This window comes from Hoyosella subflava DQS3-9A1 (assembly GCF_000214175.1).
Taxonomy (GTDB): domain Bacteria; phylum Actinomycetota; class Actinomycetes; order Mycobacteriales; family Mycobacteriaceae; genus Hoyosella; species Hoyosella subflava.
In genome coordinates this window covers 4,268,011-4,293,309 of record NC_015564.1, presented here as the reverse complement: position 1 = coordinate 4,293,309, position 25,299 = coordinate 4,268,011, and the positions used below count along the sequence as shown (strand labels likewise).

The window sequence follows — 25,299 nt, the reverse complement described above, 5'->3', positions numbered from 1 at the left end:
GAACACCGTGGATACGATCGCCACCAGCTTTGGGATAGTCTTTGCCGCTATCCTGCTGACCGCTCTGGCGGTCCTGTTCATGGTTACGAGGCTGTACAAAAAGGTTCATCAGGGCAGCGCTCTGATCGTCTCGAAACTGAAGAAGGTGGACGTCACCTTCACCGGTACGGTTGTGCTGCCGATATTGCACAAAGCCGAGACGATGGACATCTCGGTGAAGACCATCGACATCGAACGAACCGGTCACGACGGATTGATTTGCCGCGACAACATCCGCGCAGACATCCGCATCACGTTCTTCGTGCGTGTCAACAAGACAGTTGAGGACGTCATCAAGGTCGCGCAAGCGATCGGCACTGAGCGGGCAAGCGATCAGACGACGCTGCAAGTGTTGTTCAACGCGAAATTTTCCGAGGCACTCAAGACTGTCGGTAAGCACCTCGATTTCGAGGACCTTTACACCAAGCGCGATGAATTCCGTGATCAGATCATCCGCGTCATCGGCACTGATCTCAACGGGTACAGCCTCGAGGACGCAGCGATCGACTACCTCGAGCAGACACCCATGTCACAGCTTGATGCGAAGAACATCCTCGACGCGCAGGGTATCCGCAAGATCACCGAGCTGACGGCAATAGAGAACGTCCGCACCAACGACTACCGGCGCAACGAAGAGAAGGAAATTACCCGGCAGAACGTCGAGGCGCGTGAGGCGATCCTCGAACTCGAGCGGCAACAGGCTGACGCGGAAGCCAAACAGCGCCGCGAGGTAGATACCGCACAGGCACGCGAGACCGCGGAAACACAGCGCGTGCAGGCTGAAGAGCGCCTTAAGTCGGAGAGTGCACGGTTGCGCACTGAAGAGCAGATTGGTGTGCAGGCCCAGAACCAGCAGCGCGAAATCGCCGTCGCAGAGAAGAACCGTGAACGCGTGATCGCGGTCGAAACGGAGCGGATCGAGAAGGATCGCCTGCTCGAGGTCATCAACCGCGAGCGTGAGACCGAACTGCAGCGGATCGCGAAGGATCGCGAAGTGGAGACCGAGCGCCGCTCGGTGTCGGAAGCAACCCGCGAGCGCATTGCGGTCGATAAGACCGTCGCTGAGCAGGAAGAGAGCATCAATCGCTTGCGCGCGGTCGAGGCCGCCGAGCGGGACCGCCAAGCTGTGGTGATTCGGGCCGAGGGTGAGGCACAGGAGAACCTCGTCAAAGACATCAAGGCCGCCGAGGCCGCTGAGACGGCAGCTAAGCACAAGGCCAAAGAACGGCTCACACTCGCCGAAGCGGCACAGCAGGCCGCGGAACTCGATGCGCGTGCGAAGATCCGGCTCGCGGAGGGGCAGCAGGCCGAGGTAGCCGCATCGGGGCTCGCTGACGTGCAGGTCCGGGAGCGTAACGCCGAAGCGATCGAAAAGGTTGGCCGCGCCGAGGCGCAGGTCGAGCGTGAGAAAGCGCTTGCCGGCGCGGACGCCATCCGAGAGAAGCTGAAAGCGGAGTCTGAGGGACTTACCGAGAAGGCCGACGCGATGGCGAAGCTCGACGACGCTACCCGGCATCACGAAGAGTACCGGCTGCGCCTCGAGATGGAGAAGGACATTCGCCTCGCGGGCATCGACGTTCACCGACAGGTCGCCGAGCATCAGGCAGCCGTTCTCTCTGCCGGGCTCAAGGAAGCGGACATCAATATCGTCGGTGGCGAAAGTGTGTTCTTCGACCGGCTCATCGGTTCGATCGCGCTCGGCAAGGGAGTTGACGGTTTCGTGAACAACTCCGAGGTTGCGCAAACACTCGGTCAGGGCTGGTTCGACGGCTCCCAGAGCTTCTCCGAAGACATTTCGCGTGCGCTGGCAGCCGCGGGCACGGAGGACGTCAAGAATCTCACCGTCTCGGCTCTGCTGCTGAAGTTGATCAACGAGGGCAGCCCGCAGTCTGACAAGCTGCGTCAACTGCTCGGCAATGCGCGCAAGCTCGGTCTTGCCGACACCCCGGTGACGCAAGTCAACCCATGACGGCCAGTGCATCGTCCACCGGCGAGGCGGACCTCGATGGCGGCACCTACGAAGTGCTCCGTAGCCGCCTCGCCCAGCATGCTGCAGAACTCGCGCGCCGAGCGGAATCTCTCAATGCGCACCGAGTCGAGGCGTTTGGCGGTTCCGAACTCCGGCTGATCGGGACGGAACGCATCCGAACGGAGCACAACTGCGTTCCGCGCGACATTGTCGCGCTACCGGCGGGGAGCGACGAGGGCGGGCTGATGCTCTTCGGCTACAACGTCTTCATCGGTCTGAAGCCAGAAACCACAGTGGATGACGTGTTCTCGCTCCATCGGTTCGTCCGTGACGGCGACACGTTCCGTTTCGAGGACGCGTCAGGTGAGATGCCAGGCCTGCTAAGTGACAGCACTTTTCAGCGTCACTTCTCCGAACTGTACCGCTACTACCGAGAGACACGCCTGCTGCAACTACGCAGGGTCGAAGGCAAGTTGCTCGCTGTTTTTCAGACTGGGGTGCGGACTGAAGACGTCAAGGTGCTGCGGTGGCGCATCAGCACCGATGGGTCGGTCACCTACATCGATAACCGTGGTGAGCGTGACCACGTTTTTCCAGCCCAGCATGATTTCGAGTGGGTCGAGACAACCCGGGACGATCATGTGCTCGGCCGCCACCCACACATTTCCATTCTCGGTGAGGTCTTCGTCGAGACCGTGCGCGGCAACCTCACTATCAAGGTCGAAGACAACACGGCAACGGGCGAAGGAATTTACGAGGAGCCGGTTGACGAGCCGCTGCAGAGCCTTGCCGACGCGGACGTGCATTTCGCGAAAGTCGGGCCACTCATCATCTTGAAGATCCGGCCATACAACGAAAAAGACTGGCGCTATCTGGTTTTCAACACACGGACGCACGATATCGCCAGGCTTGACGGCATTGGGCAGTCTTGCAGACGGCTCCCGGAGGACCAGGGCCTGATCTTTCCGGGCGGTTATTATCTCGAGACCGGCCTTGCGCGAACGTTCGATACTGACACCGCTGACCTCGAGTTTGAGCGCGTCGTTCGCTCGAGTAACGGTGAGGACGTCTTGTACGCTTTCCACGCTCGGCGCGAGGGACGGACCCTCCTGCTGCCTTACAACGTGATCCGCAAGGAAGTCGCGAATCCGGTCCCGTGCCACGGCTATTCGTTGTTCGACGACGGTACAGCCGTCGTGTTCCGTGCCGACTCAGACGAGCCAACCCGTGTGCATCCCATGCAGGTCTGGCAGACGCCGTATGAATCCGATGTGTACGCGGCGGCGCAGCCCGCGGGCTCCGGACCGCTTGAACGCATCGGCAATGCGGACCTTGTGCGCGGTATTTCGGATTGCTTGTCCGTCGCGCGCATGGTGGACGAGATGGCCCCGGCGACTGCTGTTTTCGAAGCGATGATTGCCGCATGCAGGCGTACTGCAGATAGCTACCACTGGCTGGGTGATGAGAGCGCCGGGGATCTGCTTGAGCCGCTGTCGGATCTCCAGTCCACTGCTGAACGGGTGATAGACGAATTCGAGAAGGTCTCCGCGCTGACAGTGCAGGCATCGAAGGCTGTCGGCGAATCGGAAGCCGAAATCGGATCACTGATCCGGATGAGCAGGGGCAGTGCACCGCGCTCGGCAGATGGCTGGGTATCGCTCCTCGCGGATTTGCGGAAACAACAGGGCCACATCGTCACATTGCGGGACCTGCGATACGTCGATGAGCAGCGGCTGGACTCACTTGATGAGCAGCTCTCTGAAGCTCTCGACGACTCTGGCCGACGGGCTGTGGAGTTCCTGAGCGGCGAGGACGCGTTTGAGAGTTTCCACCGGGACATTGAGCAGCTGATCGATGATGCGGACCGCATCGAAACTGTCGCGGAAGCCAAGCCTGTGACGGAGCGGCTCTCTGAGCAAGCCGATGGATTGCAGGTAGTTACCCAGATTGTTTCCTCCCTGGATATCGGGGACGCAGTGGTTCGCACCCACATTCTGGAGCGCATCGGTGAAGTACTCGGGGGAGTGAATCGGGCGCGTGCGACCGTTGAATCGCGACGCAAGGATCTGCTGACGCGCGAAGGCCGTGCGGAATTCGCTGCCGAGTTTGGACTGCTCGGGCAAGCAATCACCGGGGCGCTCGCAGTCGCTGAAACACCCGACGCGTGTGATGAACAGCTTGGCCGCCTCCTGTTGCAGCTCGAAAATCTCGAGTCGCGTTTCAGCGAGTTCGACGACTTCCTCGACGAGCTCAGCAGTAAACGCGAGGACGTTTATGAGGCTTTCTCCTCGCGGAAACAGGCGCTTCTGGACGAGCGCTCACGCCGCGCGGACCGGCTGGTGGACTCGGCGCAGCGCATCCTCGCGTCGGTCAGTCGCCGCGTCGCTGGTATGGACACTGTCGACGAGGTCAACACGTATTTTGCGTCTGACCCGATGGTGGCGAAGCTGCGCAGCCTCGCCGGCGAGTTACGCGGTATCGGCGATTCGGTCCGCGCTGAGGAGATTGATGGCCGAATCAAAGCAGCGCGCCAGGAAGCTGGCCGTGCCCTGCGTGACCGGCAGGATCTGTATGGCGACGGTGGCGAAACCATCAGGCTCGGGAAGCACCGGTTCGCGGTCAACACGCAGGCAATCGACCTGACCCTCGTTCCCCACTCCGTGGACGGCGAGACTCGGATGTCCTTCGCCATAACGGGCACGGACTACCGGTCTCTTGTGGCTGACCCCGAGTTCGCCGCCACTGCTCCCTACTGGAATCAGCTGCTCGTCTCGGAAACCAGCGACGTCTACCGCGCGGAGTTTCTTGCGACCTCGTTGCTGGCTGACGCGGAGCGTGAGGGCAAACTCGACGAACTCCATGAAGCGCTCGTGGCGGAGGGTGAGCTCGCCGCCTACGTGCGCAGGGCAGCGGAATCTCGATACAACGAGGGCTACGAGCGTGGTGTGCACGACCACGACGCCACCGCAATTCTCAGCGAGTTGCTGCGTCTGCACGCCGGTGCCGGGCTCCTGCGGTTCCCTCCCGGAGCGAGATCAGCTGCACAGCTTTTCTGGGCGTTTGATGCACGCCCCGACCGCCGTGCCGCGTGGACTACCCGCGCGGCGTCCCTGGCGCGAGCTCGCTCATCGTTCCGTCGCCCGGACGCGGTCGACGCGCTGGCGAGGGAACTGAACGGCGCGGTGGCTGCGTTCGTCGAGGAGTACCGGATCCCCGTGGCTGATGCAGATCTCGAACTTGTTGGTGAATATCTGTTCGAAGAGCTCGCATCGGGTGCGCCACGCTTCGTGACGAGTTCTGGTGCGCGCACCCTGGTTGACCGGTTCCATCGGGCTCTCGGTGGTTCGGTCGCCAAGTCTCGCCTGGACTTCGATGAGGATCTGCGTTCGCTTGCCGATGACGTGACTGCCCGCTATCAGCTTGTGCGCGCGTGGCTGTCGGCGTATCTGGCGACTGACGACGTTGGCGACATGGTTGCTGATCTCGCTGAGGCTATCGCGATCGAAGTGTGTGGTAGCGCTGTCGACCGGTATGAGTCCTCCGCCTCTCTCACCGGCGTAGCTGAGCCGATGCTCGGATCGCATCCACGCATTCAGGACCGTAGGTTCGCGTTCCGGCTCGATGATCTGCTGTCACACACGCGTCACTATCGTGCGGTGCGGGTACCGGGATTCCGTACCTTCCAGCAGCAACGGAACGCACTCGTCGCGACGGAACGGAAGAAGCTGCGCCTCGACGAGTACGCGCCTACGGTGATGAGCGGTTTTGTGCGCAACAGACTGCTCGACGACGCGTACTTACCGCTGATTGGTGACAATCTCGCAAAGCAGCTGGGAGCCACTGGCGACAGTCGCCGGACCGACCAGTCAGGGCTGCTTCTGCTGATCTCCCCTCCTGGCTACGGCAAGACGACCCTGATGGAGTACGTCGCGAATCGCCTCGGCGTTGTTTTCGTCAAGGTGAACGGTCCCGCGCTAGGGCACTACGTCACCTCCGTCGACCCGGCTGAAGCGCCCAACGCGACAGCACGTCAGGAAGTTGAGAAAATCAACTTTGCTTTGGAAATGGGCAACAACGTCCTGCTCTATCTCGACGACATCCAGCACACGTCACCGGAACTGCTCCAGAAGTTCATCTCGCTCTGTGACGCGCAACGGCGAATGGAAGGCGTCTGGAACGGGCGGACGCGCACGTACGACATGCGCGGGAAACGGTTCGCGGTGTGCATGGCTGGTAACCCGTACACCGAGCAGGGCAAGCGCTTCCGTGTCCCCGACATGCTGGCAAACCGCGCGGACGTCTGGAACCTGGGTGACGTGCTCTCCGGACGAGAGCATCTTTTCGCTCTCAGCTACATCGAGAACGCGCTGACCTCGAACTCCGTGCTCGCTCCGCTGGCCGCCCGGGACCGATCGGACATCGATCTCCTCGTACGGCTGGCAGGTGGGGATAGCACAGTCCGCCCCGATCAGTTGTCGCACCCGTATTCAGCCGCAGAACTCGATGAGGTACTCGCGGTGATGAGCAAGATGCTCCGGGTCCAAGAGATTGTGCTTGCGGTAAACCAGGCCTACATCGCGTCCGCGGCGACAGCCGACGCGAACAGGACCGAGCCGCCATTCCAGCTGCAGGGGTCGTACCGGAACATGGGCCGCCTCGCGGAACGAATCGCGCCGGTGATGAATAACGAGGAGCTTGAAGCAGTCATCGACGACCATTACCTCGGCGAGGCGCAGACTCTCACCTCCGGTGCGGAATCGAATCTGCTGAAGCTGGCAGAACTTCGCGGCCGACTGACCCTTGAGCAGCAACAACGCTGGGAGGAAGTGAAGGTCGGTTTCCGGCGAGCCCAAGCGCTGGGCGGTGCGGAGGACGATCCCATGACCCGTGCTGTCGGCGCGGTCGGACTCCTCGCAGATCGCGTTGGGGGAATTGAATCCGCCCTGCGGGAACGCTGACTGGGCACTGTGACACGATTGCCGGGTGGAAGTTCACATCGTTGAGCTGTTTCACGGGCTAGCGGCGCAGCACCCGGGCCTTGTAGCGGTGATATTCGCTGCCTTAATGATGGTGCACACTACCGCCTTCGTGGGCCCGTTCGTTCCTGGTGACATCACGGTTCTCATCGCGGGTGTCAGTATCGACCACCCAGCGCAGCTGATTTCCGTGATCCTCGCGGGCATCGCAGGATGTGTGCTGGGCGCGACAGCCGGGTTCTTTCTCGGTGCTGTTTTTGGCAGCCGGATCAAGGAGTGGGCAGCTAGGCACCCACGCTGGCATCGAGCGTGGGAACGCACGGAAAAGTACCTTCATGGCGGTGGCGGCGGCCCGCTCATCGCGCTGGCGATCGTGCTTCCTCTGATGCACTGTTTCGCGCCCTTCATTGCCGCTGCGCACGGAATTTCGTATCGGCGTGTCATCGCGTGGTGGGCTATCGGTGCAGCAGTGTGGATCGGGATCTTCGCATCCTTCGGTGCGATCGCGGGTGGTTTGGTGCGCAGCGATCCCGGAGCAGCAGCCGCGGTGGCGGGCATTGTCGCGGTGGTAGTGGTTGGCGTAGTGCTCGGAATTCACAGGTTGATGCAGCGCAAGCTGGCCGACTAGCTGCCGTTACGGATTTGTCCGTAATTCCCAGGTGAAGGAGAGTGCGTCTTGTGCTAATCCCTGTGAGATGCGCGATAATTGTGCGCTCTCACAGCCCACTATCAGTGTCCCCAGTCATACTTGGCAGGAAAGTGTGCTGAGCAGTCAACACCTATCCTGGCACGTTTGTAGAATAGCTGCGCATCCGACTTGTCGTGAATGCCGGTCCGGGAAGGGACTCTCTCATGGCTAATCCGACATTGGCAGTAGCCTCGAATATCTCCGAGCTTGTGGGGCGAACACCCCTGGTAAATCTTGCGCGGCTTTTTCCCGAAGCATCCCAGACCGTTTTGATGAAACTCGAGATGTTTAATCCGGGTTTCAGTGCGAAGGACCGCACTGCGGCGTCCCTGGTCGAGAGCGCCTTTGGGACCGGCCAACTCCAGCGTGGCGGCACGGTGGTCGAGTCGAGCTCGGGGAATCTTGGCCTCGCGCTCGCGCGATCTTGCCTGCAGCGGGAAGTCCGGTTTATTTGCGTCGCCGATTCGCGGACGAATAAGGCCACGATCGCGATGATGCGAGCGCTGGGGGCCGATGTCAGAATTGTGGAGATTGACCAAGCGGGTGGATCGGACTTGCTTGCTGCTCGCCTGAAGGAGGTCAGGCGGATAGTCGGCTCAATTCCCGGCGCGGTGAATCTTAATCAGTATGAAAATCCAGCGAACCCGCAGGCTCACGAGTTCGGCACCATGGCGGAGATAGCGGAACAAGCAAATGGCAGGATTGATCAGCTTTTCGTCGCGACAAGCACGACCGGTACGTTGACCGGATGCCGCAACTATATAGACAAAAGAGGCCTGAAAACGCGGGTTACGGCGGTCGATTCGGAAGGAAGTGCGCTTTTCGGCGGGAGCCCGCACACGCGGTATCTCCCGGGTTTAGGTGCGGGACTGGAAACTCACCTTTCCACTCGTGCACGCCCGGACGACGTGGTGAGGGTTTCCGAAGCTGACTGTGTACGCGGCTGCAGGTTACTGGCGCGGCGAGAAGCGATCATCGCGGGCGCGTCAACGGGAGGAGTAGTTGCTGCCGTGCGTAGCCGACTGCCGGGACTCGATCCGTCCGATACGGTCGTGCTGATCGCTCATGACGGCGGCATGCCGTACGCCGGAACCGTGTACGACGATGCGTGGGTCCATGAGGTGCTCGGGCTCACGAGGGAGCAGGCCGAAGGATGGCTGTAAGCACTCCCGGGGCGGCGTTCTCCGTTGCCATCGTTGGTGCCGGCCCGAAGGGCCTGTTCGCGCTCGAGTCCATCCTGGCGCATTCGCGCGACACCCAGAAGAAGCTGCGCGTCGACCTTTTTGATCCGCAGCCACCAGGTCACGGCGCTGCGTACCAGCCTGCGCTGCCGGAGTATTTGCGCCTTAACGTCGATGCGGACATTGTTTCCGCCTGGCCGCAGCACCGGACGAATATGAGTCGGCCGACATGGCGAGTGTGGGCCCGGGAAGCTGAACCGCTGATCGCTTCCGAGCGTTTCCCGCCTCGTGCCGCTGTCGGCACGTATCTCGAATGGTCGTTCCACCACATGGTTTCGGCTGCGCCGGGGGTCAAGGTCCGTCACGTAACATCAGCTGTCACCGGCTTGAGACGAGACCAGGGCGGAAAATGGCACGTGGTGTCCGGTAGCGAACTCGGGCCGTACGACGAGGTGCTGCTGACTGTGGGCCACGGGTCATCATGGAACGGAGCGCTCGCCAGGGGTACGGGTCGGACAATCAGCTCCGTATACCCGATCCAGAACCTCGATGTGATCCCACCGCACTCACGCGTTCGGTTCCGCGGCGCGGCACTGACTTTCATCGATGGGGCCCTGGTTCTGACCGAGGGCCGTGGTGGCCGTTTCGAGGGGCAGGGTGCGAATTGCCGTTATGTTCCCAGTGGGAGCGAACCGCGTGCTCTCTTCCCGAGTTCACGTTCAGGCGCTTTTCTGCACGCTAAACCACAGATTGCGCTGCCTCGGGACGCGGCTGAGGCGGCAACCAAGGAGTGGGCGGCTGTTGGAGTTGGTGACGTGGAGTCACTGGAGGAAGCGATCGTCGGCGCGTCTCACGCGATTCTCTGGGAATTGGGTGCGCCTGTCGACCGAGGACGGATTTCGGAAACGTTGCGGACCGGCCGGGACCCTGCGCAAACACCCCGAGCGACGGATTCAGGTGCTCGAGCCGTCGCCGAATTCCGTAACTCAGTGGAGGTCAGCCGTGGCGAGAAATTACCTGGACCCGCGTATGCGCTGGGACGCGCGTGGGCGATTGGGTACCGCACGGTAGTCGACCGGTACCCGGGGCCCGACATGCAGGCTCGGGACTGGGCGATGTTCATGTCGCTCGCCGCCACGCTAGAGCGTTTCGCATTCGGGCCCCCGCTGGTGAACGCCGAGAAACTACTGGCGCTGATTGACTCGGGCCTCGTTGTACCGGACTTCATCACAGCGGAACTGGATGAGGGTGGACCGTACGAGCACCTTGTCGACGCGGTCCTGCCCCCGCCTGGCTGGCGCCAGATTATCGACCCATTGTCTGACTCCTTGCGCGCTTCCGGTGACGTGTGGATTCCAGACGGGCGCCGGGGCGTCATGATCACGGATGACGCGCAAGCGCTGGGGCTGCGGGGCGCTACGTTCGGGCTGTCCGTGCTGGGCCGCCCTACTGAAGACACGGTGATCGGCAATGACACGCTGAATCGCGGGCTGCATGATCATCCTGAACGATGGGCAGCCCGAGTGATGGGGCGAATCGAGGGGACCGCATGAACAGCGATATTCGGAAGATGTGCGCCGGGCTCCCACCGCTCACTGCGCGGCTGGAAAACTGGATGAGCGAACTGCTTTCAGATCCCGCAGCGACCGAGCGGGTAGTGAATGAATACGGCTCACCGGTCAATGTGATCCACACCGGGGCTCTCCGGCGAAACGCTGCTGAGCTTACTGATGCAGCCGCATTCCACGGAGTCGATATGCGGGTGTTTTTCGCGCGGAAAGCCAACAAAGCACTGAGCTTTGTCGATGCGGCCAACCAGGCGGGCCTTGGCGTCGACGTCGCCTCTGAGCGTGAATTACGTCAGGTTCTCGAACGGGGAGTGCCGCCACGGAGCGTCATCGTCACGGCCGCCGTGAAACCACCGCGACTGCTCGAGCTGAGCCTGTCGACGGGCGTAACGGTAGCCCTCGACAACCATGACGAAGCGGACGCGTATCTCGCCCTCACAGCTGCGCTGCGCGCCGACGGAGAACCTGCCCCGGTGGCCCTGCGTATCGCGTCTCAAAATGGAGATATCGCTCCGACCCGCTTTGGTCTCACGGTGCCGGACTGGCTTGAGTGGCTGGATGCGCGCGATACTGCCGGGTTCCGCATCGACGGCATTCACTTTCACCTCCACGGATACTCCGCACGTGATCGTGCGCTGGTTCTCAGCGAGGCCGTCGCGGCCGTAGATGAGCTTCGGCCGCGCGGACACAACCCCACGTTCATCGACATGGGCGGTGGCATCCCAATGAGCTACCTCAATGACGAAGCCCAATGGGACGCTTTCGACAGTGCACACACGGCCGCTGTTCTCGGTGAGGGCCCTCCATTGACGTGGCGGAACGATGGATTTGGGCGACGTGCGGAGGCGGGCGCTCTGGTGGGTACCCGAAATACATACCCGTACTATCAGGCGCCCGTCAGAGGAGATTGGTTCAGCGCACTAGTCGACGCGTATTCGAACTCGAGTGATAGGGCCCGCACGCTTGCATCCGATTTGCGGGAACGCGGTGTGCATCTGCGGTGCGAACCTGGCCGTTCACTGCTCGACGGGTGTGGTGTGACGTTCGCGCGGGTGCTGTTCCGCAAGAGGAGCAGCGATGGCATTCCGCTGGTCGGCTTGGAGATGAACCGCACGCAATGCCGATCGACGTCAGCGGATTTTCTGTTAGATCCTGTTCTCGTGCGCGGCCCAGGATCGGGCCAGCCGAATCAACCGTTCTCCGGGTACTTGGTCGGTGCGTACTGTGTCGAGGATGAGCTGATACTGCGTCGGGAACTGAACTTTCCCCATGGAGTCGCCGTGGGAGACATTGTGGCACTGCCCAACACAGCCGGATACTTGATGCACATTCTCGAAAGTGAATCCCATCAGCTTCCGTTGGCACGCAACGTGGTCGCCCACGACGGGGGTTTCGTCGAGGATGATCTCGGGGGCGCGGCTACGCGGGAACCGCGGCTTTAGCGTTCGATGACCGCCAGTCCGTGCGGATCTGCTGCCGACACTCCGCTGCCATCGATGTCGACCGTATTCGGATTGTCTTCCATGACGAGCAAATCGTCTTCGGTCCACGTGAAGGCACGGCAATCGTCGCTAACGGTGAGGATCGCGACACCCGGCGTCCGGTCACCGTCGACCAGGCTTGTGATGGCTGTCAGCGGCTCCGCGCCGCGCAGGCTGACGAATACCTTTCCGTCCCTGAGATAAGCAAGGTCTGGTGCAGGATTTGGGCTGAATTCAGTGGCCATCGATTCGGTAGCGACAACGTCGCGTGCCTCGATGTCAATGACATTGATGTCGTTGCTTACTCGCATGAATGTGAGCGCGTACTCCCGTTCATCCTCGTCGGTGCAGAAGGCTGTGCCGTGCGTATCCTCTCCGGGCAACTCGAGAGTGAAAGGTTCCGGGAACGCACCGTCGTTGACTCCGCTGGTGTCGTGGAAAAACAGGAAATCGTCGCCTCCAGACGCGCCACTCTCACCGTTGGTGAGCATCAAGTCATCAGAGACGGGGAACGCGCCGCAGCCGGAGCCGGGCATAGTGTCCGCCGGATGTACTTGCACGACCTCCATGGGCGTGCTTCCGTCAGCAGTCCCGGTATCCACAATCACGAGGCCACCCTGTGCCAGGGTGACATAGGCGAAACGCCCGTCGGAAGTGAACTCGTGGCAGATCGGACGAACAAAGTCACTTTCGAGTTCAGCCGCGTAATCCTCCAGCGCGAGTGTTTCGGTGAGTTCGTAGGCGTCCGAACTGAAGTCCGTCTGAATTTTGTGCAGGTAGCCGGAGTCGTCACCGTGATTCATGTCCGCAACGATGACGAAGCTGTCGTCAGGACTCGCCACGCTCGCATGCGCCGCGTGGGAGCCGCCCGCACCCTCAAACCCTTCCGCCGTGTTGACACAGCCGGTGATTTCGCGGGTCTCGATGTCCATGAAGTGAGTATCACCGGACGCCACATTGGAGATGATCATGTGCGTCGGCGGCGTTGAGTTGTTTGGCAGAACCATGTGCGGCCGCTGTGCGAGTTCGCACCCTGCGGCCTCCGCGGCGGCCCCGAGATCGATGAGTTCAGCGGTTGCATCTGGGGGCGCACCGCTGCCCAGTTCGTCTCCGTTCCAGATGTACAGCAGGCCGCCACCGTCGTCGACGGTGTCAGCCTGGTCGAGTGCCCACACTTCGAAGCTTGCGGCGGTTACCTCGTCATCAGGCCCAGTCGCAGGCAGGGGAGCGGTCTCATCATTCACGGGGGTTGACTGGCAGGCGGCGAGAAAGAAAGCTGCGGCGACGGCGGTGGTGATAGCGGCGCCTGACTTACGGGTGTAAGCGAACACGATGGAAGCCCTTCGCACGAAAGTCGCGATTAGTGACCGCATGAGCGGCGCCTACGAGCCTAAGCGCGAAATCGCCCAAAATGCGGCTTTTGGGCTAGCCCTTTTTCAGGATTCTCGACACCATTGCCGGGGCTTTGTCTGGAATCACGTGTCGTGCCGCCTGCGGGATGTGAAGGGAAACGCGTGAGCCTGGTGGCAGATGCAGCGTTGGAGGTGCTTCCGCGCAGACAGTCACGTTCCCGCCGTTTATGTTGATGTGGAGGCGCTGCCGTGCGCCGATGACTTCCATCCCGGCGACGACCCCGGCGAGGTCCCCAGGCTCTGACGCGCCGCTCACGCCCACAGCTTCATGGCGGAACACGAGTGTGCCGGCTCCCGAGCTGTTGCTGACGGTCAAGACACCGGCCGTCGAGTGGTGCTTACCGTCCCGGACGTCACCGAAGATCTCGTTGATACCGCCCATCATCCGGTGCACGGCGAGAGACCGGGGACGGGTGTAAATGTGGTGCGGGGTATCGATCTGCGCGATGGTGCCGTCGAGCAGAATCGCCATCCGGTCGGCGAGAACTGCGGCTTCATGCTGATCGTGGGTGACGAGGAGAATGGTCGGCGAAAGCTCGCGGCGAATCTGGCGCAAGAGGCTGTGCATTTCGCCTCGCAACTGTGGGTCCAGTGCACTGAACGGCTCGTCCAGCAGAAGAACGCGAGGTTCGGCGGCGAGTGCACGCGCGAGCGCTACCCGCTGGGCCTGACCACCGGAGAGTTCCGTGGCGCGACGGTACGCGTAATCGCCAAGCTGTACTAGTTCAAGGTAGGACTGCGCATGCAGTCGGGAGGAACGTTTCGACTTTCCGGACGAGCGGGCCGAAAACGCGACATTGTCCAGAGCGTTGAGGTGAGGAAAGAGCAACGGCCGCTGGAACATCAGGGCGACACCGCGTCGTTCTGCGGGAACTCCATCGATATTGCGGTCACCGAGTGCAACCGTGCCTGAAGACGCTGGCTCCAGTCCCGCGATGAGGCGTAGGATCGTGCTCTTACCAGCACCGGAAGGTCCGAGGACGGCGACACAGTCACCGGCGGCGACGTCGAGGTCGATGTCCCGGATCACGGCACCTTCATTGAATGCTTTCGTGAGTGAGCGAAGCGAGAGCGCACTCATGGGGCTCTCCTTCCTCGCAGGCGCCATAACAGCAGCAACAATACGAGTGGCGGTGCGATAGCAGCGACAGAGAGCGCCGCTACCACCGGCTGATTGCCTGAGCCAGATGCGAACGCACCTACAAGAACGGGAACGGAAACCAGTCGGCCTCCCCCGACAAGGAGCGTCACGATGTAGTCAGTCCATCCGACGAGAAATGCCAGGAAGCCAGCGGTGGCGATAGCAGGCGCAAGAAGGGGTATCTGAACCTGCCAGAACACCACCCAGTGCGACGCGCCCAATGTGCGGGCCTCCTCCTCATACCGGATGTCGTAAGCACCGAACCCCACGCGCATGATGTAGGTCGTATAGGGGATGGCCACCACCGTCAGAATCAGCACTGCCCCGATCAGATTGGGGATACCCGCGCGCAGGATCAGAACGTCCAGCCCCATCGCGACGGCGAATGGCGGGAACGCCAGGGGGGCGAGCAGCAGCGCAGCGGCAGGACCGCGAAAATGAACCCTGTGCAGAACGAGCCCCCTGGCCGCCAGCGCACCCGCCGGGGTTGCCAGTCCGGCAACGCTCACGCCAAGTATCGCCGAGGTCGCGAAGGCGTCGACGGCACCTGCTGACAGGGCGCTCCGGAGTCCCGTGAGTCCCCATTCCGAAGGAGACAGCGCGGGAAATCGCCACTGGTTCGCCACTGACCACAGAAGAATCGGGACGAGCGGCAGCAAGAACCACACCACGAGCAGCACTCGTCCGGCCCTTGCCACGGTGCCTACCGCCACAGCGACGACCTCCTGAGGACGAACAGCGCGGCGGCGAGCGTCACCAGACAGAGTGCGACTGAAACGCTGGCGGCCGCAGCAGCATTGGGTCGCGCGGCCAGATCGATAGCGGAGAAGAGCCGCACCGCCATCACCGGCAGCGGTTCAGGGTGCGGACGGCCGAGCAGACGTGCTACCTCGAATGAGCCGAACGAGTAGACAAAAGTGATCATGGCTGCGGCGGCAAGCGCGGGTGTCGCGAGGGGCAATGTGACTAGCCGGAATCGTTGCCATCGACCAGCGCCGAGCACCGCGGCTGCCTCCGAATAGCCAGTCACGCGCGTCGCGAGCGCTGCAGCAACAACGAGCGCAATGAACGCGGATTCCTTCCACGTGAACTCCGCGATCACAGCGATCCACCAGCGCCCGCCGACCAGCTGTGGCCACGTTGCAGAGTCCATCCTGAATACGCGGGCAAGGAGTCCGGCGTCGGAAAGGAGCAGACCGATCGCGGCAGCGCCGATCAGGTGCGGTATGGGAATGGTCAACGTCGCGAGCGCCGCGACGACCCTGCCATTCGCGACGATCGCCAGGGCAGCGGCAAGCCCTATAAAGGCCGCCAGAATTGTCGACGACGCAGCGATCGCCAGTGACAGCAGAGTCGCCGTGATCAGGTCATCGCTCTGTGCCGTGAACGTCTCGGTACTGAACGCCGGTTCACCAACAAGAGGCATCAATCCGAATGCCTGGAGGGCAACGGTGCCAAGCCCCGCGACAAGCACGATTGCAGTTGGGACGAGTGCAGGGAGGAGCAGCGCTGTCGCTCGTAACCGTGCCGTCCGCCCTGACATCAGCGTCCCGCGAGGACTGTGCGCCGCCAGCCTTCGTCGAGTGCGGGCACCCAAGCAGTGGCGAGTTCCGGGCGAGCGTTACGAGAAAGCTCTTCGTAGGTGGGAACAACCGGTGACTCTGGCAGCGCATCGAAAGAGGCGCGGTCTTCGTCGTTCAACCGGTCTGAGTCGAGGACGGTGAACTGTCCCCACACATCCGGTTTCGCCTTCTCGAGTTGTTGCTGCGGCGACAAGGCGATGTTCGCGACGACACGGGCCCCGGCCGAGTTACCGGAGGTCGACGGCACGGCGAGGAAGCTGGCGTTGCCGACGGTACCTTCGTCGAGAAGCAGTACCCGCGTTGTGTCTGGGAATGTTCCGCGCCCCACTAGATCTGTGAGGGTCGCCGGACCATACGTCATCATCATGTCGACCTGGCCATCCGCAAAGAGCTGGTTCAGCTCCTCGACGGTCTGCGGGTAGGTCCGCCCGGCGCGCCACAGAGACGGCGCGAGGTCATTGAGTGTGTCAAACAAGGGCGCGCTGTGCTGCTCGTACGCCTCATCGCTGTACTCGAGCGGCACGTCGTCCGCGACACGGGTGAGGACTTCCCGGATGAAAACCGACCCCGTGAAGTCCGGCGGCGCCGGGTAGGTGAACCGGCCAGGGTTGTCCTTCGCCCATTGGAGGACGCCTTCCAATGTGGCGGGGGGTTCGGGGATCGAGGCTTCGTCGTAAACGAGCGTGAACTGAGCCTTGTGCCACGGCGCTTCACAACCATCCACTGGTGTACCGAAGTCGGACAGCAACAGCGGATCGTCCGGATCGGTGTACTGCATATTCGGCAGCTGATCAGTCCAATTGCATAACCACGCGCCAGCCTGTTTCCCGGTTGCGAAGTTATCGCCATTCACCCACACGAGGTCGACGTCGCCGTCGGTGATGCCTGCTTGACGTTCAGCGAGAATCCGGTTGACGGCCTCACCGGTGTCGGCGACTGGGACGCGCCGCAGAGTCACTCCCGCTTCTGCCGCTGCGGGGGCCAGAACAGAATCGACGTAGCGGTTACCTTGCTCGTCCCCGCCCCACATCCACAGTGAGACTGTCTGGCCGACTGCTGCTTCTTCGACCTCCGTCCAGGTTGTTTCAGCAGGTTCTGGGGCATCCGGGGAGGGTGCTGAACACCCTGCGAGAGTCATCACAGCGGCCACAGCCACGGTAGCCAGTGTGCGCCCGATTTGTTTCGCTGCCATCACATCTCCCTCGTCCAGCGTTCGAAGTTTCGCACAGTTTCTGGCCGGTTCGTGGCGGTACCAGACTGCAGCGGGAACACTGGTGGTGACTCAAAGCCTTCCTGACGTGACCGCTTTGTGACCCTAGGTTCTGATGGAGGCGCTGTGCACCAGGACGAGACCGGCCGGAGTTTCTTCACTCCCTTGCTGAAGCTCGCGGTACTTGCGTGCATCATCATCGCGGGAGCATTAGCCGCGATCATTATCGACGTCCCGACTGTCGCGGAAGTCCGTTCCCAGGTCGCCAGCGCAGGTCTGGTGGGTGCGCTGGTATTTGTCCTTGTTTACGCGGCGCTAAGTTCGATCCCGTCACCGGCGAGTGTCTTGAGCATCGCCAGCGGTGTGCTGTTCGGGTTCGCAGGGGGAGCCGCCGTCGTGTTGGTGGGCGCAATGATCGCCGCGACCGTTTCCTACCTGCTCGGCAAACATCTGGGTGCGGAAGCTGTAGTCCGTTACGGCGGTGCCAGAACCAGGCGTGTTGTCCATTTTTTGCGCAGACGCGGATTTGTGGCTGTCTTGCTCGTGCGTCTCGTTCCGCTGTTTCCGTTCTGGCTCGTCAACTATGCCGGCGGAATCAGCGGAATCAAGGCGCGCGACTATTTCCTGGGCACTGCGCTGGGCATTGTTCCGGGCGTGCTGAGCTACGTCGCTCTTGGCGCGTTCGGAACCCAGCCGCTCTCATGGCCGTTCGCGGCCGCTATCGCGGCGTTTGTCCTCTTAACCGCGGGGGGTGCCTATTACGCTCGACGCATGAAAAAAGCTGAGCCGGAGCTCGCTGATCGTGTTTGACGCGCCACTGCGCCGGGTTCTCGAAGCCCCACTCGCGCGCATTGCTGCGACGATCGACAAACGCTGGGTCACGCCGGATCGGCTGACGACATCCGGACTGGTCCTCGGGCTGGGCAGCGCGGTGACTGCCGGTCTGCAGTGGTGGTACATCGCATTGGTGCTGTGGCTACTGTCCAGGTGTGCCGATGGCCTGGATGGGCCCCTGGCGCGTCACCGCCAGACGCAGTCCGGTGCCGGTGGCTTCTACGACATCACTGCTGATTTCATCGTGTACGGAAGCACCGTCGTTGGCGTTGCCGTTGGCGTCTCCGCTGCGTTCGGCGCGCCTCAGTGGCCATTTCTGTTCGTCTTGCTCGCTTATTACATCAACGGGGCAGCGTTTCTCGCGTTCTCGTCGATCGCCGAGAAGACTGGCCGGACGCTTGATGATGGCAGGTCATTGTCCTTTCTGGGCGGGCTAGCAGAAGGTGCGGAAACCGTTCTTGTGCATAGTCTTTGGCTGCTGTTTCCGATGTTCGGATGGCAGATTGCGCTGGTGTGGTCGGTTGTTGTCGGGGTGAGTGCGGCGCAGAGGATCGTGGGGGGATATCGGGCGCTGAGCTAGCCTGAAGCGCGCCGCATCACGAGGGCGCGATGTCGTAGCGTCTGCAGGTCGCTACTCTGCTGAGATGCGCAGCTATCGCGAGTGTTCGATTGGGAACCGTTACATCCTGGTCCTCGACCATCGAACGCTCGAGGTCTTCGATAGACAGTCCGATCGGAGTTCTCCGCAGCGTTGGCACGTGAGTCACGTGGGAGTTGAGGCACAGCCTGAGGCGCAGGGACTGCTGGTTCGGATCGGATTGCGAACCGAGGGCGGGAAGATCAGCGGCACAGGTGGCTACGCTGAGATTCACGTCACGGCTGGTGAGAAGGCATCGGTTCACCACTTCTTTGACGCGGTGCGCGCGGCGCGGGACATATCCGCCGACTGACGGGGTGCAGCTGTCACCGGCCATCCCACAACGGGCCCAGTTCGAGGTTTGGACTGCGTGACCTGAAGCATTAGCTGCGCTCGCGCTGAGGGCTATCTCTCCCTAATGCCGGCGCGGCCGCAGGCGCAGCCACATACTTCTTGCGCGCGCGAGTCCCCGGATCACGCGCCGCGCTGACCGTGCATCGAGTTGATCGCGGGTATCCGCGATCGCCGCGTTCCATGCGCCGTCGGAGAACGTGGGGTAGGGATGGATCGTCCCGGCGAGGTCACGGCCACGCAGGCCAAGCCGGATCGCTAATGTCAGCTCTCCGATGGTCTCCCCGGCACGTGGGCTGACCACCGTGGCCCCGACTATGCGACCTTTTCGATCGAAATGAAGCCGCGAAAAGCCGCGGCGTTCGTCGTCGGTGACCGCGCGGTCAAGGTGATCATGTGTGATCGTCTGCTGCCGTGTTCCGTGAGCTGCTCTGGTATGGCCCACGGAGGCAACTTCGGGGGCAGTGAAGGTCACTCGCGGGATCGCCGAAGTCGTTGCTTTACGACGTAATCCGAGGATCGCATTGCTCGCGGCGATGCTCGCAAACGCCCCGGCGGTGTGCGTGAATTGCGGCAGCGGCGTGACATCACCGGCAGCCCAGATTCGCGGATTCGAGGTTCGCATCGAACGATCGACCACAATGCGCCCCTGCTCATCGGCAGCCACGCCGAGGTGCTCGAGGCCAAGCTTGGCTGTTCGGGCGCGGCGACCTACAGCGATAAGGAGCTGATCGAACTCGACGCGGGTGCGGTCGGCGAGGACGGCAGTGTGTTCAGTCACCTCTGTGAGCGCACGTCCAGTAAGTATGTTCACACCGTCTTGTCTCAGTGAATCAGCGATGATTGCCGCGGCATCAGGAGATTCCGCTGGGAGAATCTGGTCAGTGGCTTCGACCAGTGTCACCGAAGAACCCAGTCGGGCGAAAGCCTGGCTGAGCTCGCAGCCCACACTTCCGCCGCCGAGGACGAGGAGTCGGGGCGGGAGTTCGGTGAGTCCCCAGATCGTTTCACTGGTCAAGAAGTCACGCAGACCGGGAATGCGGGGCACGATGGGTGAGGCGCCTGTAGCGATGACCGCCTGGCGGTACGCTACACGGTCACCGCCTATCGCAGCTTTTCCGTCTCCGATGAACGTCACGGTGCCCTTCACAACGTGAATCCCTCCCGCCTGCAGCGTTTCTGGGGCATCGACTGGCTCGATAGTGCGGATTGCCGTGTTGACGTGTTGTCTAACCGCGGCGAAATCAACCGTCACGCCCTGGGCGTGCACGCCCAGCGCGGCCGATTTTCGGATACCAGCACGGTGATGAGCTGCGGCGAGCAGCGATTTTGAGGGGACACAACCGGTCCACAAGCAGTCGCCGCCGGGGCGCTGCTGTTCGGCTAGCAGCACGGATGCGCCAAGCTTGACGGCGGTCTTCGCTGCCACGATCCCTGCTGATCCGCCGCCGACAACGAGTAGGTCCCACACCTTGGTTTCCACGTTCTTCACTACCGAAGTCTCCTAGTGTCAAGCGGGTGAGCGGTTTGTGCATGCGCTATAAGGAATCTTCCGTTGCATGTGAGTGATCTTTAGTGATCACGCGTTATGCAGCCTCGCCTTGCGGTGAGGCGCTTCCATCACTGGATTCAGGTTTCACAGCCACCAGCGCCGCCGAAGCGGTCGTCTTACGGTCGGCTCCACCATTGTCGAAGCAGGCACTCTGCTCCGCTCGCGCCATGCGCGCGAGGTTGACCGCGGCGTTGAGATCGCGGTCGATCACCAACCCGCAGTTCTCGTGCTCGCAGACATAGAGGCGTACTGACAGGGGCAGCTTGGCTTTCACCGCACCGCAGCCAGAACACGTCTTTGAGCTGGGATACCACCTGTCGGCTTGCACGCGTTGCGAGCTGTACCAGGCGGTTTTGTAGTCGAGCTGGCGGGAGAACTCGCCCAAGCCGGCGTCAGCGATCGAACGGTTCAGCCCGCGTTTGCGGGAACCGCCCTTGGCCATCATGTTCTTCACTGCGAGGGTCTCGGTGCCGATCACCTCGAAGCTCTGCGTGAGCTGTGTGGTGAGTTTGTGGAGGCGGTCGCGGCGCAGGTTCGACACCCGCGTGTGCTGTGCGCTGATGGTCTGTTGGGTCCGCAGCCACGCGTTCGACGGTTCCCTCCTGGTCTCGACTACCGCGTCCCACGAACCGTGCTGGCGCGCGGCTTTGCGCTGCAACGCCCTCAGCTTCCGGGACGTGGACTTGAGTTCTTTAGGTGCGCGGACCCGCAGGATCTCCCGGCCGTCGGGTGTGGCTGCCACCAGCAGGTCTTTGGCGCCGAGATCAACACCGACTACGGAGGCGACGCGTTTGATGTGGGCGGGTCGCTTCGCTGCCCGCTCAACCACGCAGGTGAAACTCACCAGCCAGTGGCCTCGCTCGAACCGCACCGTTGCCTTCAACACCCGCGCAGAACCCGCTTCCAGGCGGCGGGCCAGTTTGCGAGTGGACTCATGCACCCGCAGAGTGCCGACCCTGGGCAGCGTTACGTGGTGTCGGTCCGATTCGATGCGGATCGCGCCTGTGGTGAACGCGAACGCCCTGGTCGATCGCTTGGACTTAAACGACGGGAAACCCATACGAGGGCCCTTACGCACGCCTTTGCGCGAGTCGGACCAGTTCTTCAACGCGAGTGAGAGGTTCTTGACGGCGTTGGCGTACGCCTCTTTCGAGTTCTCACCCCACCACGGTGTTCCGTCGTCCCGTACTGCAACCGTGTGCTTTCGCTTGTTGAAGTCGCTACGCAGCGCCTGGAACGACCAGGACAGTGTCGGGGTGAGATCAGCGTCGGCGATCCCGTACGAGCGTTCCGCGTCGCGCTGGGCGAGGTTGGCTTTCACCGCGCGCAGCATTGTGTTGTACGCGAACCTTGCGCCGCCCGCGTGCGACTCCAACACAGCCGTCTGCGCTTGGGTGGGGTCGAGCGCGTACTGGTACGCCTGCAACACCCAGCCGTCAGGAACGGTGAACTTTCCGGCCATCACGCCACCCGCCGATCCGGGCCGTCCGTGGTGGCGGTGATCGCGCGATTGGCCTTGTTCGCCGCGGCCCGTTTGCTGTACAACCGGGCGCACATGCTGGTGAGGATCTCGGTCATGTCCCGCACCAAATCGTCGTCAACCTCGGACGAATCGATCACCACAAGCTCGCGACCGTGAGCCGCGAGCGCGGCTTGGACGTACTCGGACCCGAATCGGCAGAACCGGTCCCGATGCTCAACAACGATCCGCGCGATCGACGGGTCCCGCAGCAGGGCGAGGAACTTGCGGCGGTGACCGTTCAACGCCGACCCGACCTCGGTCACGACCTTGTCGACCGGTATGCGCCGATCGGTCGCCCACGCGGTTACCCGCGCGACCTGGCGATGCAAATCGGCTTTCTGATCCGCTGACGACACCCGCGCATACACCGCCGTACAACCACTCGATTGCATCTCGGCGGCGGGATCATCGACCAGGATTAGCCGCCCAACCTTGCGTGCAGGGACCGGCAGCAGGCCGGAACGGAACCAGCGATACGCGGTCACACGCGCGACACCGTTGCGCTGTGCCCACGTCGCGAGGTTCATACCTTCGGTTCTACCGGACACCACTGACAAGTGTTTCGATAGCTCAAGCGCGATTGAGACCACTAACGACCACTCAACCCGCAACAGTTAGCAACCCCCGGGAGCGTGGACTCGGCTAACGTTCGGGCACAGACCGGAACCCGGTAGGTGCTGTGAGTGCTTCCCGACTCGAGGAGAACGATGGCGCCAGACAAATTCTTGGGCCAGACGAAATACACGATGTCGGCACGGGTCTACGACGCAATCTCGGCGGAGTGGCCAGTCTATCGGGCAGGCAGGATAGCTGCGGTCGAGATGCTTCGGCTCCAGCCAGGGATGAAGGTTCTTGATATCGGCTGCGGAACCGGACTGAATCTCCCCCTAGTCATCCGAAAGATTGGTCCACATGGCGTTTACGTCGGGCTCGACAGGAGCCCCGAGATGCTGGAAGAGGCGCAGCGCAAAGCCTCGCGGCAGGAGCTCCGCAATGTCTCGCTGCTGGAGGCTGATGCAACGGAAGTGAGGTCAGATGAGCTCACTCACGCTATCGATGGCACAGCCTTTGACGCCGTGATCGCCACCTACGCGCTGTCACTGATGCGCGAACCGCGTGCGGGATTCGAAGTCGCGGTAGCCGCATCACGGTCCGGTGCCCGGATCGCTGTTGCTGATATGCAGCTTCCCAATGGGCTCGCGAGGGTCTTTGCCCCGATCGCTCGCCTCGCGTGCTACCTCGGTGGCGCGGACATCACAGCGCGGCCTTGGACGCTCGTGGAGGAACGATGCGTTGATGTGGAAGCGGCAAGTTTCCGGGGCGGGCACATTCAAGTCCGCGCGGGCACAGTCGATTAGGCTGGTTAGCGGCCGGTGAGGCTGGTGTGCATTTCCCAAATCAACACTTCAGCGTCGCTGGTGGTGCTGATCCGATGACCTCCGGTGCCGGTCAGCCGCACTGAATCGCCGGGGCCCAGATCGCCGATACTTTCCATATTGGCGCTGCCCCTCGCGACGTGCACGTGGACGTACGGCGCGTCAGGCACAACGACCGGGTATCCCGGCTGCAGCCTGGAGATGTGTAGTGCGGCGTTTCGGTTGCGTATCCGCAGTGCGGAGCCGTGGCGATATTTTGGCATGCCGGACGCCACCGGGACCAGGCTCCCGCCTGCGAGGTCGGTGTCGATTTCGGTTTGGTCGTAATCGGGCGGATCGCCGGTCTCGTCAGGGAGGACCCACATCTGAATGAAGTGGACGGGGTTGTCGTGCCGGGGGCCGGCGAGACGCCACGAGTCGTTGCGTTCGGAGTGCGTGATTCCAGTGCCGCTGCTCATGCGCTGCGCGAGGCCGGGGTAGAGGACTCCGGCGTGGCCCATGGAGTCTTGGTGCAAGAGCGAGCCCTCGAGTACCCAGGTCAAGATTTCCATGTTCTGGTGCGGGTGGGTGTCGAAACCGGAACCGGCGGTCACGAGTTCTTCGTTGTTGACCAGCAGTACGCCGTGATGCGTGTTCTCGGGGTTGTAGTGCGGACCGAATGAGAAGGAGTGGCGGGATTCGAGCCATGAGACGTGCGTGCGGGGTCTGGCGCTCGACGGGACGACCTCCGCCCGTGGGGGATTCAAGATGTGCACGAACCGTCACCTCCTGCCCCTGCTGATACCGCCGGAGTCAAAGTTAACTGCATGTTACTGGCAATGTCCGGTTCACGCTCGCGAATAATCGTGTGCTGTGACGGGGGCAACGTGCGGAGTCGTCGTCGTGAGCGGTATATAGCGCGGGAGGGCTTAGAATCGGCGGCGTGGAGCACTCGGAATCGTTCTTTCGCGGCGTATACGGCACTCGGATTAACTACAGCGTGTGGAAGCCGGATCGGGAACCGGTCGGCATTGTTGTCATTTCGCACGGGCTCGGCGAGCACGCCGAGCGCTACGCGCATGTAGCTGAAGAGTTTAACCGACTCGGCCTGGTCGTGTATGCGCCTGATCACCGCGGGCATGGGCGCTCGGGTGGCCGCCGCCTGGGGCTGAGGACGTGGCGGGACTACACCGCCGACCTCCACACGATGTTCGCGATTGCTCGGCGGCACCACACCGGTGTGCCTGCAGTGCTACTGGGGCACAGCATGGGCGGCACCATCGCGCTGACTTATGCGCTGGACCATCCAGAGGGCCTTTCCGCCGTCATTCTGTCCGCACCGGCGATCCAGCTCGCGACCGGTACGCCAAAGCTCATCGTCACCCTCGGCAAGACTCTCGGACGCTACCTTCCGTTCGTGCCTGTCGAGAAGATCTCAGCGGACGATGTTTCCCGCGATCCCGTTGTCGTCGAGCAGTACAAGAACGATCCTCTTGTTCACCACAGCTTTGTGCCCGCGGGACTTGCTCGCCACCTCGTCCTCACGATGGAAGCACTGCCACTGCGCCTCAGTCGACTCCGCGTGCCGCTGCTGGTATTGCACGGCAGCGAGGACAAGCTGACGGCTGTGGCAGGCAGCCGATCGGTGCCGGACTTGATTTCGGAAACCGACTGCACCCTGCACGTGTACAGCGGCCTTTACCACGAATTGTTCAACGAGCCTGAAAAGAAGCAGGTGCTCGATGATGTCATCGAGTGGCTGGAACCGCGGCTTTCACGGGCGCAAACGCCGAGCTGAAA

At 62.2% G+C, this 25,299-nt stretch carries 20 protein-coding genes; 11 read left to right on the top strand and 9 right to left on the bottom strand.

Features of this window, described 5'->3' with window-relative positions; all coding sequences use genetic code 11:
- The first annotated feature begins 7 nt into the window (after positions 1-7).
- The 6 genes from AS9A_RS19935 to AS9A_RS19910 all read left to right on the top strand — a co-directional run bounded on the left by AS9A_RS19935 (position 8) and on the right by AS9A_RS19910 (position 11,863).
- Positions 8-2,008 (top strand): SPFH domain-containing protein, encoded by a 2,001-nt coding sequence (locus AS9A_RS19935; RefSeq protein WP_013808951.1) that lies wholly within the window; start codon positions 8-10, stop codon positions 2,006-2,008.
- Positions 2,005-6,966 carry a DNA repair ATPase gene (locus AS9A_RS19930; RefSeq protein WP_013808950.1) on the top strand — a complete coding sequence of 1,654 codons (4,962 nt, stop codon included), beginning with the start codon at positions 2,005-2,007 and terminating at the stop codon, positions 6,964-6,966. The genes AS9A_RS19935 and AS9A_RS19930 overlap by 4 nt, the downstream gene beginning before the upstream one ends.
- A gap of 25 nt (positions 6,967-6,991) precedes the next feature.
- Positions 6,992-7,612: a DedA family protein gene (locus AS9A_RS19925; protein ID WP_013808949.1), complete on the top strand. Its 621-nt coding sequence runs from the start codon at positions 6,992-6,994 to the stop codon at positions 7,610-7,612.
- 224 nt (positions 7,613-7,836) lie between these two features.
- Positions 7,837-8,835, top strand: a complete 999-nt coding sequence (locus tag AS9A_RS19920; protein ID WP_013808948.1) for a pyridoxal-phosphate dependent enzyme — start codon at positions 7,837-7,839, stop codon at positions 8,833-8,835.
- On the top strand, positions 8,826-10,406 hold the full coding sequence (locus AS9A_RS19915) for an FAD/NAD(P)-binding protein (protein WP_013808947.1): 1,581 nt from the start codon (positions 8,826-8,828) through the stop codon (positions 10,404-10,406). Before AS9A_RS19920 ends, AS9A_RS19915 begins: the two co-directional genes overlap by 10 nt.
- Positions 10,403-11,863, top strand: a complete 1,461-nt coding sequence (locus AS9A_RS19910; RefSeq protein WP_049793801.1) for a Y4yA family PLP-dependent enzyme — start codon at positions 10,403-10,405, stop codon at positions 11,861-11,863. The genes AS9A_RS19915 and AS9A_RS19910 overlap by 4 nt, the downstream gene beginning before the upstream one ends.
- On the opposite strand, the gene AS9A_RS19905 is transcribed toward AS9A_RS19910, so the two are convergent.
- From AS9A_RS19905 to AS9A_RS19885, 5 genes are read right to left on the bottom strand one after another with little or no spacing between them, the layout of a single operon-like run.
- Positions 11,860-13,275 (bottom strand): hypothetical protein, encoded by a 1,416-nt coding sequence (locus tag AS9A_RS19905; RefSeq protein WP_013808945.1) that lies wholly within the window; start codon positions 13,273-13,275, stop codon positions 11,860-11,862. The two genes, AS9A_RS19910 and AS9A_RS19905, sit on opposite strands and share 4 nt — an antisense overlap.
- A 52-nt stretch (positions 13,276-13,327) precedes the next feature.
- A complete protein-coding gene (locus AS9A_RS19900; RefSeq protein WP_013808944.1) occupies positions 13,328-14,395 on the bottom strand; it encodes an ABC transporter ATP-binding protein in 1,068 nt (355 codons plus the stop codon).
- Positions 14,392-15,168 (bottom strand): ABC transporter permease, encoded by a 777-nt coding sequence (locus AS9A_RS19895; protein WP_013808943.1) that lies wholly within the window; start codon positions 15,166-15,168, stop codon positions 14,392-14,394. Before AS9A_RS19895 ends, AS9A_RS19900 begins: the two co-directional genes overlap by 4 nt.
- Positions 15,159-15,998 (bottom strand): ABC transporter permease, encoded by an 840-nt coding sequence (locus AS9A_RS19890; protein WP_013808942.1) that lies wholly within the window; start codon positions 15,996-15,998, stop codon positions 15,159-15,161. The genes AS9A_RS19895 and AS9A_RS19890 overlap by 10 nt, the downstream gene beginning before the upstream one ends.
- Positions 15,998-17,230 carry an ABC transporter substrate-binding protein gene (locus AS9A_RS19885; RefSeq protein ID WP_013808941.1) on the bottom strand — a complete coding sequence of 411 codons (1,233 nt, stop codon included), beginning with the start codon at positions 17,228-17,230 and terminating at the stop codon, positions 15,998-16,000. Before AS9A_RS19885 ends, AS9A_RS19890 begins: the two co-directional genes overlap by 1 nt.
- 144 nt (positions 17,231-17,374) lie before the next feature.
- Here AS9A_RS19885 and AS9A_RS19880 point away from each other — a divergent pair, with 144 nt between their 5' ends.
- From AS9A_RS19880 to AS9A_RS19870, 3 genes are all read left to right on the top strand, one after another.
- Positions 17,375-18,058, top strand: coding sequence for a TVP38/TMEM64 family protein (locus tag AS9A_RS19880; protein WP_013808940.1), 684 nt, complete (start codon positions 17,375-17,377; stop codon positions 18,056-18,058).
- Positions 18,051-18,662, top strand: coding sequence for a CDP-alcohol phosphatidyltransferase family protein (locus tag AS9A_RS19875; RefSeq protein WP_013808939.1), 612 nt, complete (start codon positions 18,051-18,053; stop codon positions 18,660-18,662). The genes AS9A_RS19880 and AS9A_RS19875 overlap by 8 nt, the downstream gene beginning before the upstream one ends.
- A 64-nt stretch (positions 18,663-18,726) precedes the next feature.
- Positions 18,727-19,032: a hypothetical protein gene (locus AS9A_RS19870; RefSeq protein WP_041451244.1), complete on the top strand. Its 306-nt coding sequence runs from the start codon at positions 18,727-18,729 to the stop codon at positions 19,030-19,032.
- Between the two features lie 102 nt (positions 19,033-19,134).
- Here the strand turns inward: AS9A_RS19870 and AS9A_RS19865 are convergent, their stop codons facing one another.
- From AS9A_RS19865 to AS9A_RS19855, 3 genes are all read right to left on the bottom strand, one after another.
- The gene (locus AS9A_RS19865; protein WP_013808936.1) at positions 19,135-20,562 is read right to left on the bottom strand and encodes a dihydrolipoyl dehydrogenase family protein; all 1,428 of its coding nucleotides are present in this window, start codon (positions 20,560-20,562) and stop codon (positions 19,135-19,137) included.
- 94 nt (positions 20,563-20,656) lie between these two features.
- A complete protein-coding gene (gene tnpB, locus AS9A_RS19860) occupies positions 20,657-22,084 on the bottom strand; it encodes an IS607 family element RNA-guided endonuclease TnpB (protein ID WP_013808935.1) in 1,428 nt (475 codons plus the stop codon).
- Entirely contained in the window at positions 22,084-22,671 is a 588-nt protein-coding gene (locus AS9A_RS19855; protein WP_013808934.1) for an IS607 family transposase, read from the bottom strand. The genes tnpB and AS9A_RS19855 overlap by 1 nt, the downstream gene beginning before the upstream one ends.
- A 180-nt stretch (positions 22,672-22,851) precedes the next feature.
- Here AS9A_RS19855 and AS9A_RS19850 point away from each other — a divergent pair, with 180 nt between their 5' ends.
- Complete coding sequence (locus AS9A_RS19850) at positions 22,852-23,502, top strand: class I SAM-dependent methyltransferase (protein WP_013808933.1); 651 nt, start codon at positions 22,852-22,854, stop codon at positions 23,500-23,502.
- A gap of 5 nt (positions 23,503-23,507) precedes the next feature.
- Here the strand turns inward: AS9A_RS19850 and AS9A_RS19845 are convergent, their stop codons facing one another.
- Positions 23,508-24,275, bottom strand: coding sequence for a pirin family protein (locus AS9A_RS19845; RefSeq protein WP_013808932.1), 768 nt, complete (start codon positions 24,273-24,275; stop codon positions 23,508-23,510).
- Positions 24,276-24,442: 167 nt separating this feature from the next.
- Between AS9A_RS19845 and AS9A_RS19840 the strand changes: the two genes are divergently transcribed.
- Positions 24,443-25,297, top strand: coding sequence for an alpha/beta hydrolase (locus AS9A_RS19840; RefSeq protein ID WP_041451243.1), 855 nt, complete (start codon positions 24,443-24,445; stop codon positions 25,295-25,297).
- The last annotated feature ends 2 nt before the right edge of the window (positions 25,298-25,299 follow it).